This window comes from Mesorhizobium sp. M0816 (assembly GCF_040320005.1).
Classification (GTDB): domain Bacteria; phylum Pseudomonadota; class Alphaproteobacteria; order Rhizobiales; family Rhizobiaceae; genus Mesorhizobium.
Genome location: NZ_JAMYOT010000002.1, coordinates 158,950 through 175,224, shown reverse-complemented (window position 1 = coordinate 175,224; position 16,275 = coordinate 158,950). Strand labels below are relative to the sequence as shown.

Below are 16,275 nucleotides of genomic sequence, written 5' to 3'. Positions count from 1 at the left end.
CGATTATCCTGCCGCGCGGGCCGGCTCTGCCTGCTGGAAGGCGGCGAGCGCTGCCTTCAGCCCGTCGGGCCCGGTCGCGACAGTCTGCGGCGACGGCGAAAAGCCGGCGCCGAGCATCTTGCGGCCAAGCATGTGGTCGCCGGGCCGGTTGACCGATTCGATGCCGAGCAGCCGGCTTGCGGCATAGTGGTAGATCGAGAATTTGTTCTCGGCCACGTCGCCCAGCACGACATGGCTGTCGCCGCCCGAAATCAGGCCGACCATCTGCAGCTTCATGTCGCCGATATCGGACCAGAACCACGGCACCGCCGAGTAATTGTCGGTGTGGCCGACGATGGTGCGCGCGGCGAGCCGCGCCTGGTCAGTGGCGTTCTGTACCGATTCCAGCCGCACATCGCCGCCGGTGAACCAGTGCCGGTAGGAGGCGGCATCGCCGATGGCGAGGATTTCCGGCACCGACGTGCGCATCTGCTGGTCGACGCGGATGCCGTTGGCGATGGCAATGCCGGCGGCTTCGGCCAATTCGACATTCGGCACGACGCCGATACCGATGACGACCACCTGCGCCGGCAATCTCTCGCCAGATGAGGTGATTGCAGCCGAAACACGGCCGTTCTCGCCCTCCAGCCGTTCGATGGTGGTGCCGGTAAGAATGCGCACACCGGTGGCCTCCAGCCGCTGGCGCACATGGCCGGCGATGACCGGTGCCACGGCGCGGCCGAGCAGCCGGTCGACCGCCTCGACCACCGTAACCTTGCGGCCTGCCGCGGTGAGCGTCGCGGCAATCTCCAGGCCGATGAAGCCGCCGCCGAGGATGACGACCTCCTCGCTTTGCGCGCTCAATTCGCGGATCAGGCGGGCATCGCCGAGCGAGCGCAGCGACACAACGCCAGAAAGCTCCGAACCCGGCAGCGGCAGCAGGCGCGGCCGCGCGCCGGTGGCGAGGATCAGCCGGCCGAACGGCAGCACGCCGCCGCCCGATATCTCCAGCCTGCGGCCGCCTACGTCGATCCGCTCGACCCGGATGCCTGGCCGGAAGTCGATGGCGCTGCCGGTATAAAAAGCCTCGCCGCGCAACGGCTGCGGCTTTGCTTGCTGATCCTTGATGAAGGTCTTCGACAGCGGCGGCTTGTGGTAGGGCAATTCGTTTTCGTCGCCGACCAGGATCACCGGGCCGTCATAGCCTTCTTCGCGCAGGCTGGCGGCCGCTTGCACGCCCGCATGACCCGCACCGACAATGACGACCCCGTTCTTCATAACAGCCCGATTCCTCATCCAAATCTAGGACGTCTCGCCAGGTGGCGATTGTCCGGCGCCGCCGCAAGAGCGCCGATCCGGGTCGCACCCGGAACGGCCGCCTGTCAACTGCGTCATGCGCCGGCATTCCTCATACGTCGGTGTTAAAGTTGACAGTTCTAGTTTAGAATAATTCTAAACTATTGTTTCAATTGAATTTTTTCTATGCCACCAGTTGACATCCGGCGTCTTCGCCGTTTTATGGAAGCTCGCGCGTCAGCGCATCCCTTTGATGTCTGGGCCTTGAACCCTTTCGATTGGAGGCATTTCGGTGTCTTTCTTCCGCGAACCGCGCGATGGCGCGACCCTTCTTTGCCCGCTGGCAACTGCCCGCCGCGGCGCCGGCATTTCATTGATTCCCGAGGAGAGACAATCATGAGAACGATGATCACGGCGCGGTATGGCGGCAGGCTTGCGGCGATCGGCGCCACCGCGATGCTGACGGCGGCCGTGTTCGTGCTGCCGGCCAAGGCGCAAACCGATGCCAAGGCGGTCATCAAGACCTATTCCGACATTGCGCTCGCCAAATACGAGGATTCGCTGATCACGGCCGAGGCGCTCGACAAGGCTGTCGATGCGCTGCTCGCCAAGCCATCTGCCGAAACGCTGAACGCCGCCCGCGAGGCCTGGAAGGCATCGCGCGTTCCCTATCAGCAGACCGAGGTCTATCGCTTCGGTAATGCCATCGTCGACGACTGGGAAGGCGAGGTGAACTCCTGGCCGCTCGACGAAGGCTTGATCGACTATGTCGCCAAGAGCTACGGCACCGAGTCGGACGCCAACGTGCTCTACACCGCCAATGTGATCGCCAACAAGTCGATCGAGATCAACGGCAAGAAGGTCGACGCCACCGACCTGACGCCGGAGTTCCTCTCCGGCACCCTGCAGGAGGCCGGCAGTATCGAGGCCAATGTGGCGACCGGCTATCACGCTATCGAATTCCTGCTTTGGGGTCAGGACCTGCACGGCACCGGTCCGGGCGCCGGCGAACGGCCCTACACCGACTACGACCTCGCCAATTGCACCGGCGGCAATTGCGACCGTCGCGGACAGTATCTGAAATCGGCGAGCGACCTTCTGGTTTCCGATCTAAAGGATATGGTCGACGACTGGAAGGAAGGCGGCGCCGCCCGCAAGAACCTTGTCGATGGCGAGCTGAACGCCGCCATTTCGACCATCTTCACCGGCATGGGCTCGTTGTCCTATGGTGAGCTCGCCGGAGAGCGGATGAAGCTCGGCCTCTTGTTGCACGACCCGGAAGAGGAGCACGATTGCTTCTCCGACAATACCTACAACTCCCATCTTTACGATGCGATCGGCATCCGTGCCGCCTATCACGGCAGCTACAAGCGGCTCGACGGCACTGTCGTCGAGGGGCCGTCGGTGGCCGACATGGTCAAGGCGGCCGACCCGGCGGTTGACAAGGAATTGTCGGACAAACTGGACGTCACCGTCGCCAAGATGGAGGCCATCAAGGCGCGGGCGCTTGCCGGCGAGGCCTATGACCAGCAGATCGGAGAAGGCAACACGGAAGGCAATGCCACCGTGCAGGCGGCGATCGACGCGCTGGTCGATCAGACCAAGTCGATCGAACGCGCCGTCGGCACCCTGAAGCTCAATGCGATAGCCTTCGAGGGTTCGGACAGCCTCGATTCACCGGACAAGGTGTTCCAATAAACTATCGAAACCACCAGCCACACGCCGCAACGAAGCGCCGTTAGCCAGAGCGACAAATGCTGATCTGCCATTGCAACATTATCACCGAAAAGGAGATAGAGCAGACGATCGTCGGACTGCTGGATGAGGACCCCTGGCAGCTGATCGTGCCGGCCAAGGTCTATCACGCCATGCACAAGCGCGGTCGCTGTTGCGGCTGCTTCCCAAATGTGGTCGAAACGATCATTCGGGTCACCGAAAATTACCATGCCCGCTCGGCGGCGAGTGGCGTGGACATCGTTTCACACCTGGATCGCGTCAGAGGCCTACGCGTCCAATACGGGAGCAGAACCCATGAAAGGCGAACAGCAGATCATAGAGCGGCTTAACGAGGCTCTGTTTCTGGAACTTGGGGCGGTCAATCAATACTGGGTGCATTTCCGGCTGCTGGAAGACTGGGGATACGCCAAGCTAGCGAAGAAGGAACGCGCTGAATCGATCGAGGAAATGCACCATGCCGACCGGCTCGTGGCGCGCATCATCTTCCTCGAGGGCCATCCGAACCTGCAGTCCGTGGCGCCGCTGCGCATCGGGCAGAATGTCAAGGAAGTGCTCGAATCCGATCTTGCCGGCGAATATGACGCGCGCACCGCCTACAAGCGTTCGCGCGAGGTTTGTAACGAAGCAGGCGACTACGTGACGATGAAGCTGTTCGAGGAATTGCTGGCTGACGAGGAAGGTCACATCGACTTCCTCGAGACGCAACTCGACCTGCTCGCCTCGATCGGCGAAGAAAAGTACGGCCAACTCAACGCAGCGTCGGCCGACGAGGCGGAATAAGGACATGCCGGAATGCGGCGCCCCCTAGATTTCATGCGCCGCTTGCGGCCGGCCGAGCATTGTGGCCTGCCGCCTCAGAAGAAGCCGCGATACGGTATCCTTCGCGGCGCCTTTCTTGCCGTGGTGGCGACGCTCACAGCCTCGGCGCTGGCCGGGGCGCCGCAACCGGCGGGGCTTGCCACCAGCCGCACGGATCTGACGCCGAAGGATCTGGCGCGCGTCATCGCCATCACCAGGCCGACCAGCGATTTCTCCAAGCCCGAGCAATTCGAGCTGATGCAGGGCGGCGCCGGCACCTCGAAGAAGGACGTCAACAAGGACGCCTTCTCGCAATCCTCTGCCAACATCAGCTTCGAGGAAGAGGGTACCTTCAAGCTCGGCAACGCCATTTTCCGCAAGAACTGGGTGTCCTCGCCATCCTCGACACAAGCCTCGGATGGGCTCGGCCCGTTGTTCAACGAGCGCGCCTGCCAGAACTGTCATCTGAAGGACGGCCGCGGCCATCCGCCCCAAGGCGACAGCGGCACCACCTCGATGTTCCTGCGCCTGGCAAGGGAAGCCAGTACCGAGGAGGAGAAAGCCGCGCTCGCCGATCACAAGGTGCTCAACTTTCCCGACCCGGTCTATGGCACACAACTTCAGGAGCTAGCCGTTCCCGGCCTGCAGGGCGAAGGCAGGATGCATGTCGATTATCAGGAGCAAAAAGTAAAACTGGCGGACGGCAGCGTCGTGTCGCTGCGCAAGCCGAGCTATTCGGTCGACGGTCTCGCCTACGGGGCGCTCGATCCACACACCACGCTGTCGCCGCGCATGACGCCGCCGATGATCGGCCTTGGCCTGGTCGAGCAGATCGCTCCTGCCGACATCCTTACGCGTGCCGATGCGGCCGACCGCGATGGTGACGGGATTTCCGGCAGGCCAAACATAATACGCGACGCCAGCAGCGGTGAACTGACGCTCGGCCGTTTCGGCTGGAAGGCGCAGGCGGCATCGATCCGCCAGCAATCGGCCGACGCTTTTGCCGGCGATATCGGCATTTCGACGCCTGAGGTGCCGAAGCACTGGGGCGATTGCAGCGCCGCGGAAAAGACCTGCCTTGCCCAACCTAACGGTGTACAGGAGCGCCTCGGTCCGGTCGAAGCGCCGCCGCCGGTCATGGACCTCGTGACCTTCTATTCGCAAAACCTTGCCGTGCCGGCCCGGCGCGATCTCGACAGACCGGACGTGCTCGCCGGCAAAAAACTGTTCTACGATATGGGCTGCATCTCTTGCCATACGCCGAAATTCGTCACCCGTCGCGGCACCCCGAACAAGGCGCAGGCCTTCCAGCTGATCTGGCCTTATTCCGATTTCCTGCTGCATGACATGGGACCCGGCCTTGCCGACGGACAGGCGGTGGGCGAGGCCACGGGAAGCGAATGGCGCACGCCGCCACTGTGGGGCATCGGGCTCACCCAGACCGTCAGCGGCAACACCTTCTTCCTGCATGACGGGCGCGCACGAAGCCTGGCCGAGGCGATTCTGTGGCATGGCGGCGAGGGCCAGAAGGCGCGTGACCGCTTTGCCGCTGCCGATGCGGCCGACCGCGCCGCGCTGATCAAGTTTCTGGAGTCGCTCTGATGCGGAAGCGTCTTGCATTCGCTCTGATGCTGGTCCTCGCCGGTGCGCTGCCGGCATCCGCGGCGGTGAAGGCTTCGGATGTGATCCAGCGGGCGATCGACGGCTTCGTCCGCCCGGCCTATGCCAGACTGCATGACCATGCGGACAGCTTGGCCAAGACCATGCACGCGCTTTGCCAAGCGCCCTCGCGAGACAATCTCGATGCGGCACGCGCCGAATTCTCGGGTGTCGTGGATGCCTGGTCGGTGGTGGAAATCATCCGTTTCGGGCCGATCGCGGAAAACAACCGGCTTGAGCGCATGCTGTTTTGGCCGGACCGCAAGAGCATCGGCCTGAAGCAGGTGCAGGCGGCACTTGCCGGCAAGGATCCGACAGCCGCCGATCCGGCCCAGCTGGCTACAAAGAGCGTCGCCATGCAAGGGCTCGGCGCACTGGAATTCGTCCTCTACGGCGACGGAGCCGGTCAATTGGTCGGCAGGGACGACGCCTATCGCTGCGCCTACGGTGCGGCCATTGCCGGCAATGTCGAGACGATTGCCGGCGAGGTTGGCGATGACTGGAACGAGCCCAACGGCTTTGCCGCGCTCTGGGCCAATCCGGGTCCGCAGAACGCGCTCTACCACCACGGAACTGAAGCGGTGACCGAACTGGTCGGCGTCTTCATCAACGAGCTGGAAATGGTCCGCGACGTACGCCTGAAAGGCTTCCTGGGCGCCAAGCCGGAGGCCGACAAACCGAAACAGGCGATCTATTGGCGCTCGCAAAACACCGCCCGCTCGCTGACCGGGAATCTGGCCGGCATGGACACGCTGTTCCAGGCCTCGCAGCTTGGCGACGCGCTGCCGCCCGATGCGCGCTGGATGGCAGAATCGGTCCACATCCAGCTCACCAACGGGATCGAGGCGGCCAAGGCGATCAGGGGACCGATCGACAAGGCACTTGCCGATCCGGCGCTGCGCCAGAAGCTCGACTATTTCTCGCTGGTGACATCCAGCCTGACGACCCTGATCGGCACCAGGCTGACCGCCGAATTCGGCCTGACCGCCGGGTTCTCGTCATTGGATGGCGACTGATCATGAGGACGCCGCTGATCGATCGGCGCGATTTCCTGAGGGCCGCCGGCGCTGGTTTCGTAGCGGCGATGGCGCCGTCGGCCTGGGCAAAGACACTCGACGCCGACGCGGTCTTCGCCACCGCTTTCGTCAAGCGCGACGGCAGCTATGGCGCGGCCGTCCTGTCCGAGGCCGGCAAGTTGTTGCACACGATCGATCTGCCCGATCGGGGTCACGACGTTACCTTCGACCCGGTGTCCAAGCGTTCGGTGGTGTTTGCCAGGCAGCCGGGCACCTTTGCTGTCGTCTTCGACCATACCGGCCGCGGTGAACCGCGCACCATTGCCAGCGTTGCCGGCCGGCATTTCTTCGGCCATGGCGTGTTCTCGGCCGATGGCACGCTGCTCTACGCAACCGAGAACGATTTCGACAATGCCGCCGGCGTCGTCGGCGTCTATGACGCGCATGCGAAATTCAAGCGCATCGGCGAGTTCCCGACCTACGGCACAGGCCCGCACGAGCTGTTGCTGCTTTCCGACGGCAGGACGATTGCTGTGGCCAATGGCGGCATCGAGACGCATCCGGATTATGGCCGCGCCGAGCTCAACATCGCAACGATGAAGCCTTCCTACGTTCTGGTCGACCGCCTTACCGGAGATCTCACCGAAAAGCACGAATTGCCGCCGGCGCTGCACCAATTGTCGATCCGCCATATGGATGCCGACCGGTCCGGCACCGTCTGGTTCGGCTGCCAGTACAGGGGGCCGGGTACCGATCGTCCCCCGCTGGTTGGCCGCGCGCCGCGCGGCAAGGACTTGCAATTGCTCGATATGTCGCAGGATGTGCTCTCCGGCTTCAGGAATTATATCGGCTCGGTCGCCGCCAACCCTGCCGCCGGCACCATCGCCGTGTCTTCGCCTGAGGGCAATTCGCTTGCTGTGATCGACGCGGCCAGCGGCCGCATCGTCGCCACCAAGGCGCTGGTCGAGGTTTGCGGCGTTGCAGCCGATGGGGAAAGCTTCATGGCGACGACCGGCGCCGGCGATATCGTCGAGTCCGGTGGCTCGATACGTTCCGAGCCGGACTATGTCTGGGACAATCACGTGCTGCGTATCGAGCAGGTCGGCTAGTCCCGATACCTATTGTGGCGATTGCGTGCGTTGGAACTTACATTCTTGGACCCGCGCCGAAGCCAAGTCGCCTGACGATTTATCCATTATTCCCTTGCGGGGATCAGCCCTGGCGGGCAGAGGGAAGTTGTTTTCGAAACTGTCTCAACCGGCCGCTTCATGAAATTGCTTGCCATCGACTGTGCCGCCAATCTCTGCGCCGCCTGCGTCTACGACGCGGCGGCCGGGAAAGAACTCGGCCGTTCGGTGCTCGATCTCGGTAAGGGTCATGCCGAGCATCTGATGGGTGTCATCGAAAAGGCGTTGGGGACCAGCAGAACCGACTATTCCGGCCTCGGCGCCATTGCCGTTTCGACGGGTCCGGGCTCCTTCACCGGTCTGCGCGTCGGCGTCTCGGCGGCGCGCGGCCTTGCGCTGGCGCTGAAAATCCCGGCGATCGGCGTGACGACTCTGGAGGCCCTGGCGGCGCAAGCGAGAGCGGCATTTCCCGGTCGCGCCGTGCTCGCCGCGCTCGATGCAGGTCGCGAGGAGATCCATGCGGCACTTTACGATGAAGCATCCGTTTTGATTTACGGTCCCTCGGTGACCACGCTCTCGCAAGCCGCCGCCAAGGCGGTTGACAGCTCCGCGGTTCTGGCCGGTACGGCGGCAACGCAAATTGCCGCCTCGGCCGGGCGCGCCTTCGACGTCGGCGCGACAGCGGCCACCGCCGACATCGCCGTCTATGCCCGGCTGGCCGCCGCCCAACGTGCCGGTAAAAAGGGCGAGGGCGAAAAGCCGAAACCACTCTATCTGCGCGGCGCCGACGCAAAGCCTCAGGCAGGCTTTATTCTATCGAGGCAAGACCATGATCCCAAAAAGTGGAAACCGGTTTTGGGAAAAGATCATGGTCCAAACGGAAACAAGTCCTGATGCGCATTCCTTTCCTCCAGTCGCGCCGCAGGGACTATGCGCTCGAGCCGTTGACGGTTGCCGATAGCGCGGCCATGTCGGTGCTGCATCGCGAGGATTTCGCGCGGCCGTGGACCGACGACGAATTCGCCGCGCTGCTCGAGCAGGACACGGTGTTCGGCTATGCCGCGCGCGAGACCGGACAGGGTGCCAAGCCGCCGGTCGGCTTCGTGCTGGCGCGGCTCGCGGCCGGCGAGGGCGAGATCCTGACGGTCGCGGTGGCACGCTCGCATCGGCGCCGGGGGCTCGGCTGGCAATTGATGGATGCGGTGCTGCGCGAACTGCACGCACAGCGCGCCGAGGCGCTTTTCCTCGAGGTCGACGAGACCAATGTCGCCGCGATCGCGCTCTACCGGCGGTTCGGCTTCCGCGAGGTCGGCAAGCGCGCCAACTATTACAAGTCGCCGGAGCACGGCCCGACCGGCGCGCTTGTCATGCGCCGCGATCTTCGCTAGCCAAACGCCGGGGTGGTGCGGATGATCGGAAAAATCAGGATTTTCCTGGCCCTGGGGCTGGTTGTCGTCGGCTCGCTGGTGCTTGTGCCGCTGCAGATATTGTCGATGCGGACCGGGCTCTGGCGCGAGACCTTCATCCTGAAAATCTGGCACAGGATGATCGTCAGGACGCTGGGGCTGCGCATCCATGTCAAGGGGACTCTGTCCGAACAACGCCCATTGCTGGTTGCGTCCAACCACATCTCCTGGACCGACATCATGGTGCTGGGGTCGATGGTCGACGTGACGTTCATCGCCAGGGCCGACATGGCCGGCTGGCCGTTGATCGGCATGCTGTCGAAGCTGCAACGCACGGTCTTCATCGAACGTGAGCGTAAGCGTTCGTCGGGCGACCAGGCGAGCGAGATCGCCGGCCGCATGGCCAAGGGCGACGCCATGGTGCTGTTTGCCGAAGGCTCGACCGGCGACGGCAACATGATCCTGCCGTTCAAGAGCACGCTGTTCGGCGCCGCTACAATGGCGATTGCGGAAGGGGCGGCCGAACAGGTCTTCATCCAGCCGGTGGCGATCGTCTATACGCGCCTGCATGGCGTGCCGCTCGGCCGCCGGCATCGGCCGGTTGCCGCCTGGATCGGCGACGAGGAGCTGATGCCGCACCTCAAGGTGCTGATGGCCGAGGGCGCCCTCGACGTCGAGGTGCATTTTGGCGAGGCGATTGCTTTCTCCAAGGGCTCCAGCCGCAAGGAGACAGCAAAGCAGATGGAACGCCAGGTACGCGAGATGGTACAAGCGGCGCTCGCCGAACCGCGTCCGAGCCGGTAGGCTGCGCAGGTTCCGGCCAGATTCGTCTGTTTTTTGTCGGGGAAAGGCGCTAGAAGCCGCGAAATGGAATTGAACACGATAGAACGCGACGACATCGGCGCTGCCGCCGAAGACCTGGTCGTTCCGCCTGCCGCGACCAGAAAGGTCTTCGTCAAGACCTATGGCTGCCAGATGAATGTTTACGATTCGCAGCGCATGACCGATGCGCTGGCGGCCGACGGCTATGCCGCGACAGACGCTATCGGCGAGGCCGATCTGGTGCTGCTCAACACCTGCCACATCCGCGAGAAAGCGGCGGAAAAGGTCTATTCCGAACTTGGGCGCATCCGTGAGTTGAAGGCCGAGCGTGCAAAGGCCGGGCGCGAAATGCTGGTCGGCGTCGCCGGCTGCGTGGCGCAGGCCGAGGGTGCCGAGATCATCCGCCGCTCGCCGGCCGTCGACCTGGTCATCGGCCCGCAGACCTACCACCGGCTGCCCGGTGTGCTGGCGAGGGCGCGTGGCGGCGAAAAGATCGTCGAGACCGACTATGCCGTCGAGGACAAGTTCGAGTATCTGCCGCAGCCGAAGCGCGCCGAACTGATCAGGCGCGGCGTGACGGCGTTCTTGACCGTTCAGGAAGGCTGCGACAAGTTCTGCACCTTCTGTGTCGTGCCCTATACGCGCGGCTCGGAAGTCTCGCGGCCGGTGGCACAGATCGTCGCCGAGGCCGAGCGCCTGGCGGATGCCGGCGTGCGCGAGCTGACGCTGCTCGGCCAGAACGTCAATGCCTGGCATGGAAGAGGCGAAAACGGCGGGGAATGGGGCCTTGGCCGACTGCTGTTCAGGCTGGCCGAGATTCCAGGCCTGGCGCGGCTGCGCTACACGACCAGTCATCCGCGCGACATGGAGGATGAATTGATCGCCGCCCATCGTGATTTGCCGACGCTGATGCCCTATCTACATTTACCGGTGCAGTCCGGCTCCGACCGCATACTCAAGGCGATGAACCGCAGGCATATGGCCAAGGACTATCTGACGTTGATCGACCGCATCCGTGCCGCACGGAACGACATCGCACTGTCCGGCGATTTTATTGTCGGCTTTCCCGGTGAGACGGAAGCGGATTTCGAGGCGACCATGCAGTTGGTCGAAGACGTCAACTATGCCTCGGCCTTTTCGTTCAAATATTCGCCGCGCCCCGGCACGCCGGGCGCCGAGATGAGCGATCACGTGCCGGAGGCCGTCAAGGACGAGCGCCTGCAGCGGCTGCAGGCGCTGCTGCTGAAACAGCAGCAGGATTTCGGCACCAGCCTGGTCGGCAGGACCATCGACACGCTGATCGAAAAGCCGGGCCGCCAGGCCGGCCAGAAGGTTGGCCGCTCGCCCTGGCTGCAGCCGGTTATTGTTGATGAAAAGGCCGGCGAAATCGGTGACATTATCCAGGTACGAATCACGAAGACGGGCTACAACAGCCTGTTCGCCGAATTGGCCTGAAGGTCTCGGCAGATGAGGAGAGACGGTTGAGCGCTGCTGAAGTGAAGAACCTGCCCCAGAACCTACCCTCGGGGGCCTCGGATATCGCGCACATCGTACTGACTTTCGACAACAACAAGCTTGCCAGCGCCCTTTACGGCCAGTTCGACGAGAATCTGGCCCGACTCGAGCAGAAGCTCGGCGTCGATATCCGCTCGCGCGGCAATCAATTGACCATCAAGGGCTCTTCCTCGGCCGCCGAGCAGGCACGCCGCGCCTTGGACAATCTTTACGGCATTCTGCAGAAAGGCACCGACATCGGCCAGTCCGATGTCGACGGCGCCGTGCGCATGGCGATCGCCAGCGACGACCAGCTGACGCTGCCGACGCTGGAGCGCAAGGGCAAGGTGTCCGCCGCCCAGATATCGACGCGCAAGAAGACCATCTATGCCCGCTCGCTCAACCAGGACGCCTACATGCGCGCGCTGGAGCGGTCGGAACTCGTCTTCGGCATCGGCCCGGCCGGCACCGGAAAGACCTATCTGGCGGTGGCGCATGCGGCAATGCTGCTCGAACGCGGCATGGTCGAACGCATCGTGCTGTCGCGCCCCGCGGTCGAGGCGGGCGAACGGCTTGGCTTTCTGCCGGGTGACATGAAGGAGAAGGTCGATCCCTATCTGCGGCCGCTCTATGACGCGCTCTACGACATGATGCCGGCCGACAAGGTCGAGCGGGCGATTGCCGCCGAGGTCATCGAGATCGCGCCGCTGGCGTTCATGCGCGGCCGTACGCTGGCGCACGCTGCCGTCATACTCGACGAGGCGCAGAACACTACGCCGATGCAGATGAAGATGTTCCTGACCCGCCTCGGCGAGAACTCGCGCATGATCGTCACCGGTGATCCGACCCAGATCGATCTGCCGCCAAACACCAAGTCCGGCCTGGTCGAGGCGCTGAGAATCCTCGACGGCGTCACCGGCATGGTGACGGTCCGCTTCAACGAAGGCGACGTCGTCAGGCATCCGCTGGTCGCCGAGATCGTCAAGGCCTATGACCGCGACGGCAAGCTGGCCAGGGGCCTGGGTGTCGAAAGCTGATATGATTATGCGGCCGCATGGCTGAGGAGCAAAAGGCGGGGGGGCCGCTTCCCGTCGAGATCGACATCGCGATCGAGGCGGGCGACTGGCCCGACGAGACGACGCTGACGCGGCTGGTCGACCACGCCGTCTCGGCCGGCTTTGCCGAAACCGGTGCCGACGGCCGTTCCGAGCTCAGCATCGTCTTTTCCGACGATGCCCATATCCGTACGCTCAATGCCGGCTGGCGCGGCAAGGACAAGCCGACCAACGTCCTGTCTTTTCCGGCTTTTCCGTTTGCCAGGGGCGGGCCTCTGCCGCCGATGCTCGGCGACATCGTGCTGGCCGCCGAGACTGTCGCGCGCGAGGCGGCACTGGAAGACAAGCCCATCGAGGACCATATCTCCCATCTCGTCATCCATGGCCTGCTGCATTTGCTGGGCTATGATCACGAAACCGATGCCGAAGCGGAACTGATGGAAGCGACAGAGCGCGCAGCACTTGCGAGGCTTGCCATTCCCGATCCCTACACGTAATTACAAAAGACCAATTGACCGGACGATGATGAACGACAAACCAGAGACTGCCGCCCGCTCCGACGCCGGCAGTGTGATCAAGCCTTCCGAAACGACGGAAGAGGGCTCGAGTCCGAGTACCTCGACCGGCAGCTTCGCCAGCGAGGCATCGCCTGCCGGTCCTTCCCTGTTTGATCGCGTGCTCGGGCTTTTCAGGCACCGCAACGGCACCAGCCTGCGCGAGGAGATTGCCGGTGCGCTTGCCGAAACGGCGAGCGATGCAGAATCCTTCTCGCCTGGCGAACGCGCCATGCTCAACAACATCCTGCGCCTGCGCGAAGTGCGCGTCGAGGACGTCATGGTGCCGCGCGCCGACATCGAGGCGGTCGAGATCACCACGAAGCTGGGTGATCTTCTGGGGCTGTTCGAGCAGTCCGGCCATTCCCGCATGCCGGTCTATTCGGAGACGCTCGACGATCCGCGCGGCATGGTTCATATCCGCGACGTGCTGGCGCACATCACCAAGGTCGCCCGCGTCAGAAAGGGCAGGACGACAAGGAAAACTCCGGTCGCGACGGTTCTCGATCTCGCTCAGGTCGATCTGGCGCGCACCATCGGCGATCTCAACCTGATCCGACCGGTGCTGTTCGTGCCGCCGTCGATGCTCGCCTCCGACCTGATGGGGCGGATGCAGACGACGCGGACCCAGATGGCTTTGGTCATCGACGAATATGGCGGTACTGACGGTCTCGTCTCGCTCGAGGACATCGTCGAGATGGTGGTCGGCGACATCGAGGACGAGCATGACGAGGACGAGCCGATGATTACCCAGGCCGGCGAAGGCGTCTTCATCGTCGACGGCAAGGCCGAGATCGACGACGTCGCCAAGATGATCGGCGAGGATTTCGCCGCCGGCGAGCACGGTGAATATGTCGACACGATCGGCGGCATGATCTTCAACACGCTTGGCCGGGTGCCGGCGCGCGGCGAAGTGGTGCAGGCCATACCCGGCTTCGAGTTTCATGTGCTCGACGCCGACCCACGCCGCGTCAAGCGCGTGCGCATCGTCGAGACCCTGAAGGGCGAGCGCCGCCGCCGCGCCGTCCGCACCGAGCAGGCTTGAAGGACGCGGCTTGCCCGATGCCGGTTGAGGACCCGTTCAAGCACTCAACCTTGGGCTCGGGTGTCTTCTACCAGAATCCGCGGGCCGCATTGACATGGCTTGAAAAGGCTTTCGGCTTCGAGCCGAGCATGGTGGTCAGCGATGCTAATGGCAGGCTCGTCCATTCCGAGATGCGGTTCGGCGACGGCTATATCATCGTCGATTCCGAATGGGCCGACCCTATAGCCAGCCCGGCTTCAGTTGCAGGCAAGAACACGCAGTCGGTCTATGTACGTCTCAAGGACGGGATAGATGCCCACTGCGATCGTGCAAGGGCGGCGGGAGCCGAGATCGTCGAGGGGCCTGCCGACCAGCTCTACGGTGAACGGCAGTACAGGGCGCGCGATCCTGAAGGCCATATCTGGACCTTTTCCCAGACTGTCCGCTCCGTCCCACGCGAAGAGGCTGAGCGGCTGGGCGGACTGAAGATCGAAGGCTGGCATCGATAGCTATGAGCGGACTTGTTCGCTCTTATCCGGTTTGGAGCCAAGGCCGCGGCCTGATAAATCTTGCTTCCTGATTCGCACGACTCGGAAGCATAGATGGAGCGCCAGGCCGGCCGGATAATTCTGCTTTGGGGCTGGCGGCGCGCGCTGGTTGCGTTTCTTGCCGGGGCGCTGGCGGTTCTTGCCCAGGCGCCGTACGATTTCTTCGCCGTCTGTTTCGTTTCGTTTCCCCTGCTGGTGTGGCTACTCGACGGCGCGACCGGCGAAGCCTCGGACGGTTTTCTGCGGCGCTTGCTGCCGGCTTTCGCCATCGGCTGGTGGTTCGGTTTCGGCTACTTTCTTGCCGGTCTCTGGTGGGTCGGCTCGGCGCTGCTGGTCGAGGCCGACAGCTTTGCCTGGGCCTTGCCGTTCGCGGTGGTCGGCATCCCCCTCGCGCTCGCCTTCTTCTATGGCTTCGCCGCTGTGGTCGCCCGGCTGTTGTGGAGCAATGACATCGGCCGCATCGCGGCACTTGCCTTCGGCTTTGCCTTGGCGGAATGGCTGCGCGGCTTCCTGTTCACCGGCTTTCCGTGGAATGCCGTCGGCTATGCGGCGATGCCGGTACCTTTGCTGATGCAGAGCGTCTCGGTGACCGGCATGGTCGGCATGGACGCGCTTGCGGTCTTCGTCTTTGCGCTGCCGGCGCTGCTTGCGGCGCGCCGGCATCTCCGCCTCGGCGCGGCATTGCTTGTCGTTCTCGTCGCCGCCCATGCCGGCTTCGGCTATATCCGGCTCGCCGCCCCCGAAAAGCCGGCCGCCCGCAGCCTTGACGTCCGTATCGTGCAGCCTGCCGTCGACCTTACGGAAAAATGGGATACCTCGGTGCGTGACCGTATCTTCGCCACCATGATGGGGCTTTCGGCCAAGGCGCCGGAACCCGGCCATGACAGGCCGCAATTGATCCTGTGGCCGGAGACGTCCGTGCCGTTTCTGTTCACCGAACGTCCGGATGCCCTGCCTGCGATCGGAGAGATGCTTGGCGATGGCCAGATGCTGGTCGCCGGCGTCGTTCGCGAGGAAGGCGGCTCGGCGGCCGGCAGCCGTTACTACAACTCTGTGGTGGCGATCGACGAAAGGGGCGAAATCGTCGATGCCGTCGACAAGGTCCACCTGGTACCCTTCGGCGAATACCTGCCTTTCGCCGATCTGCTCGGCCGCTTCGGGCTTGAGCAGCTTGTTGCCGGTCCAATGACCTTCGCGGCGGGCAATGAGCGGCATCCGATCGCGCTGCCCGGCGGTATCCGGGCGCTGCCGTTTATTTGCTATGAGGTCATCTTTCCCGATCTGGTCGCAGTTGACGCAACGTCAGCCGAGCTTATTGTGAACGTCACCAATGACGCCTGGTTCGGCGACACGCCGGGGCCGTACCAGCACTTCAGGCAGGCGCAGATCCGGGCGGTGGAGAATGGGGTGCCCCTGTTGCGCGCGGCTAATAACGGCATTTCGGCCGTTGTCGACCCGCGCGGTCGCATCGTCGACGCGCTGGCAATCGATGCACGCGGCGCGATCGATGTGCGGGTGCCGATCTCCAACCAAGCCATCGTTTCCTCCGGCCAGCGACGCATTAACGGAATGCTGATCATGTTTTTGCTTGCCGTTGCGGCATGCATTTTGAACGTAAGGCAAAGGCTACGGGCGAATTGACAGCCGACACATTAGAAACTCATACTGTAAGCGCCTGAAAATTTTCGAAGTCGATAAGGTCGTTCTGTTGGGGCACGGGCCGCGGCGTCGTTTGGGCAGCAAAATAGAAAAAGCCGGAA

The 16,275-nt window shown here is 63.5% G+C and carries 16 protein-coding genes; 15 read left to right on the top strand and 1 reads right to left on the bottom strand.

Annotated elements, in window-relative coordinates:
- Positions 1-3: 3 nt before the first annotated feature.
- On the bottom strand, positions 4-1,257 hold the full coding sequence (locus NKI17_RS03040; RefSeq protein WP_352698164.1) for an NAD(P)/FAD-dependent oxidoreductase: 1,254 nt from the start codon (positions 1,255-1,257) through the stop codon (positions 4-6).
- Positions 1,258-1,680: 423 nt separating this feature from the next.
- Here NKI17_RS03040 and NKI17_RS03035 point away from each other — a divergent pair, with 423 nt between their 5' ends.
- The 15 genes from NKI17_RS03035 to lnt all read left to right on the top strand — a co-directional run bounded on the left by NKI17_RS03035 (position 1,681) and on the right by lnt (position 16,156).
- Complete coding sequence (locus NKI17_RS03035; RefSeq protein WP_031211806.1) at positions 1,681-2,973, top strand: imelysin family protein; 1,293 nt, start codon at positions 1,681-1,683, stop codon at positions 2,971-2,973.
- 56 nt (positions 2,974-3,029) lie between these two features.
- Positions 3,030-3,341, top strand: a complete 312-nt coding sequence (locus NKI17_RS03030) for a (2Fe-2S)-binding protein (RefSeq protein ID WP_023676882.1) — start codon at positions 3,030-3,032, stop codon at positions 3,339-3,341.
- The gene (bfr, locus tag NKI17_RS03025) at positions 3,307-3,792 is read left to right on the top strand and encodes a bacterioferritin (protein ID WP_023676883.1); all 486 of its coding nucleotides are present in this window, start codon (positions 3,307-3,309) and stop codon (positions 3,790-3,792) included. The genes NKI17_RS03030 and bfr overlap by 35 nt, the downstream gene beginning before the upstream one ends.
- 12 nt (positions 3,793-3,804) lie before the next feature.
- Positions 3,805-5,412, top strand: a complete 1,608-nt coding sequence (locus NKI17_RS03020; protein WP_352646426.1) for a di-heme oxidoreductase family protein — start codon at positions 3,805-3,807, stop codon at positions 5,410-5,412.
- Positions 5,412-6,485: an imelysin family protein gene (locus tag NKI17_RS03015; protein ID WP_023676885.1), complete on the top strand. Its 1,074-nt coding sequence runs from the start codon at positions 5,412-5,414 to the stop codon at positions 6,483-6,485. The genes NKI17_RS03020 and NKI17_RS03015 overlap by 1 nt, the downstream gene beginning before the upstream one ends.
- 2 nt (positions 6,486-6,487) lie before the next feature.
- Complete coding sequence (locus NKI17_RS03010) at positions 6,488-7,594, top strand: DUF1513 domain-containing protein (protein WP_023676886.1); 1,107 nt, start codon at positions 6,488-6,490, stop codon at positions 7,592-7,594.
- 159 nt (positions 7,595-7,753) lie between these two features.
- The gene (tsaB, locus tag NKI17_RS03005) at positions 7,754-8,506 is read left to right on the top strand and encodes a tRNA (adenosine(37)-N6)-threonylcarbamoyltransferase complex dimerization subunit type 1 TsaB (RefSeq protein ID WP_023676887.1); all 753 of its coding nucleotides are present in this window, start codon (positions 7,754-7,756) and stop codon (positions 8,504-8,506) included.
- On the top strand, positions 8,506-9,000 hold the full coding sequence (gene rimI / locus NKI17_RS03000; RefSeq protein ID WP_023676888.1) for a ribosomal protein S18-alanine N-acetyltransferase: 495 nt from the start codon (positions 8,506-8,508) through the stop codon (positions 8,998-9,000). Before tsaB ends, rimI begins: the two co-directional genes overlap by 1 nt.
- Positions 9,001-9,021: 21 nt before the next feature.
- Complete coding sequence (gene olsA, locus NKI17_RS02995) at positions 9,022-9,822, top strand: lyso-ornithine lipid O-acyltransferase (RefSeq protein ID WP_023676889.1); 801 nt, start codon at positions 9,022-9,024, stop codon at positions 9,820-9,822.
- 63 nt (positions 9,823-9,885) lie between these two features.
- Complete coding sequence (gene miaB / locus NKI17_RS02990; RefSeq protein WP_023676890.1) at positions 9,886-11,295, top strand: tRNA (N6-isopentenyl adenosine(37)-C2)-methylthiotransferase MiaB; 1,410 nt, start codon at positions 9,886-9,888, stop codon at positions 11,293-11,295.
- A gap of 26 nt (positions 11,296-11,321) precedes the next feature.
- On the top strand, positions 11,322-12,371 hold the full coding sequence (locus NKI17_RS02985; RefSeq protein WP_023676891.1) for a PhoH family protein: 1,050 nt from the start codon (positions 11,322-11,324) through the stop codon (positions 12,369-12,371).
- A gap of 17 nt (positions 12,372-12,388) precedes the next feature.
- Positions 12,389-12,886: an rRNA maturation RNase YbeY gene (gene ybeY / locus NKI17_RS02980; RefSeq protein ID WP_023676892.1), complete on the top strand. Its 498-nt coding sequence runs from the start codon at positions 12,389-12,391 to the stop codon at positions 12,884-12,886.
- Between the two features lie 28 nt (positions 12,887-12,914).
- Positions 12,915-13,988: a hemolysin family protein gene (locus NKI17_RS02975; protein WP_023676893.1), complete on the top strand. Its 1,074-nt coding sequence runs from the start codon at positions 12,915-12,917 to the stop codon at positions 13,986-13,988.
- A 17-nt stretch (positions 13,989-14,005) separates the two neighbouring features.
- Entirely contained in the window at positions 14,006-14,476 is a 471-nt protein-coding gene (locus tag NKI17_RS02970) for a VOC family protein (RefSeq protein WP_352691034.1), read from the top strand.
- Positions 14,477-14,569: 93 nt separating this feature from the next.
- Entirely contained in the window at positions 14,570-16,156 is a 1,587-nt protein-coding gene (lnt, locus tag NKI17_RS02965) for an apolipoprotein N-acyltransferase (RefSeq protein WP_352576933.1), read from the top strand.
- The last annotated feature ends 119 nt before the right edge of the window (positions 16,157-16,275 follow it).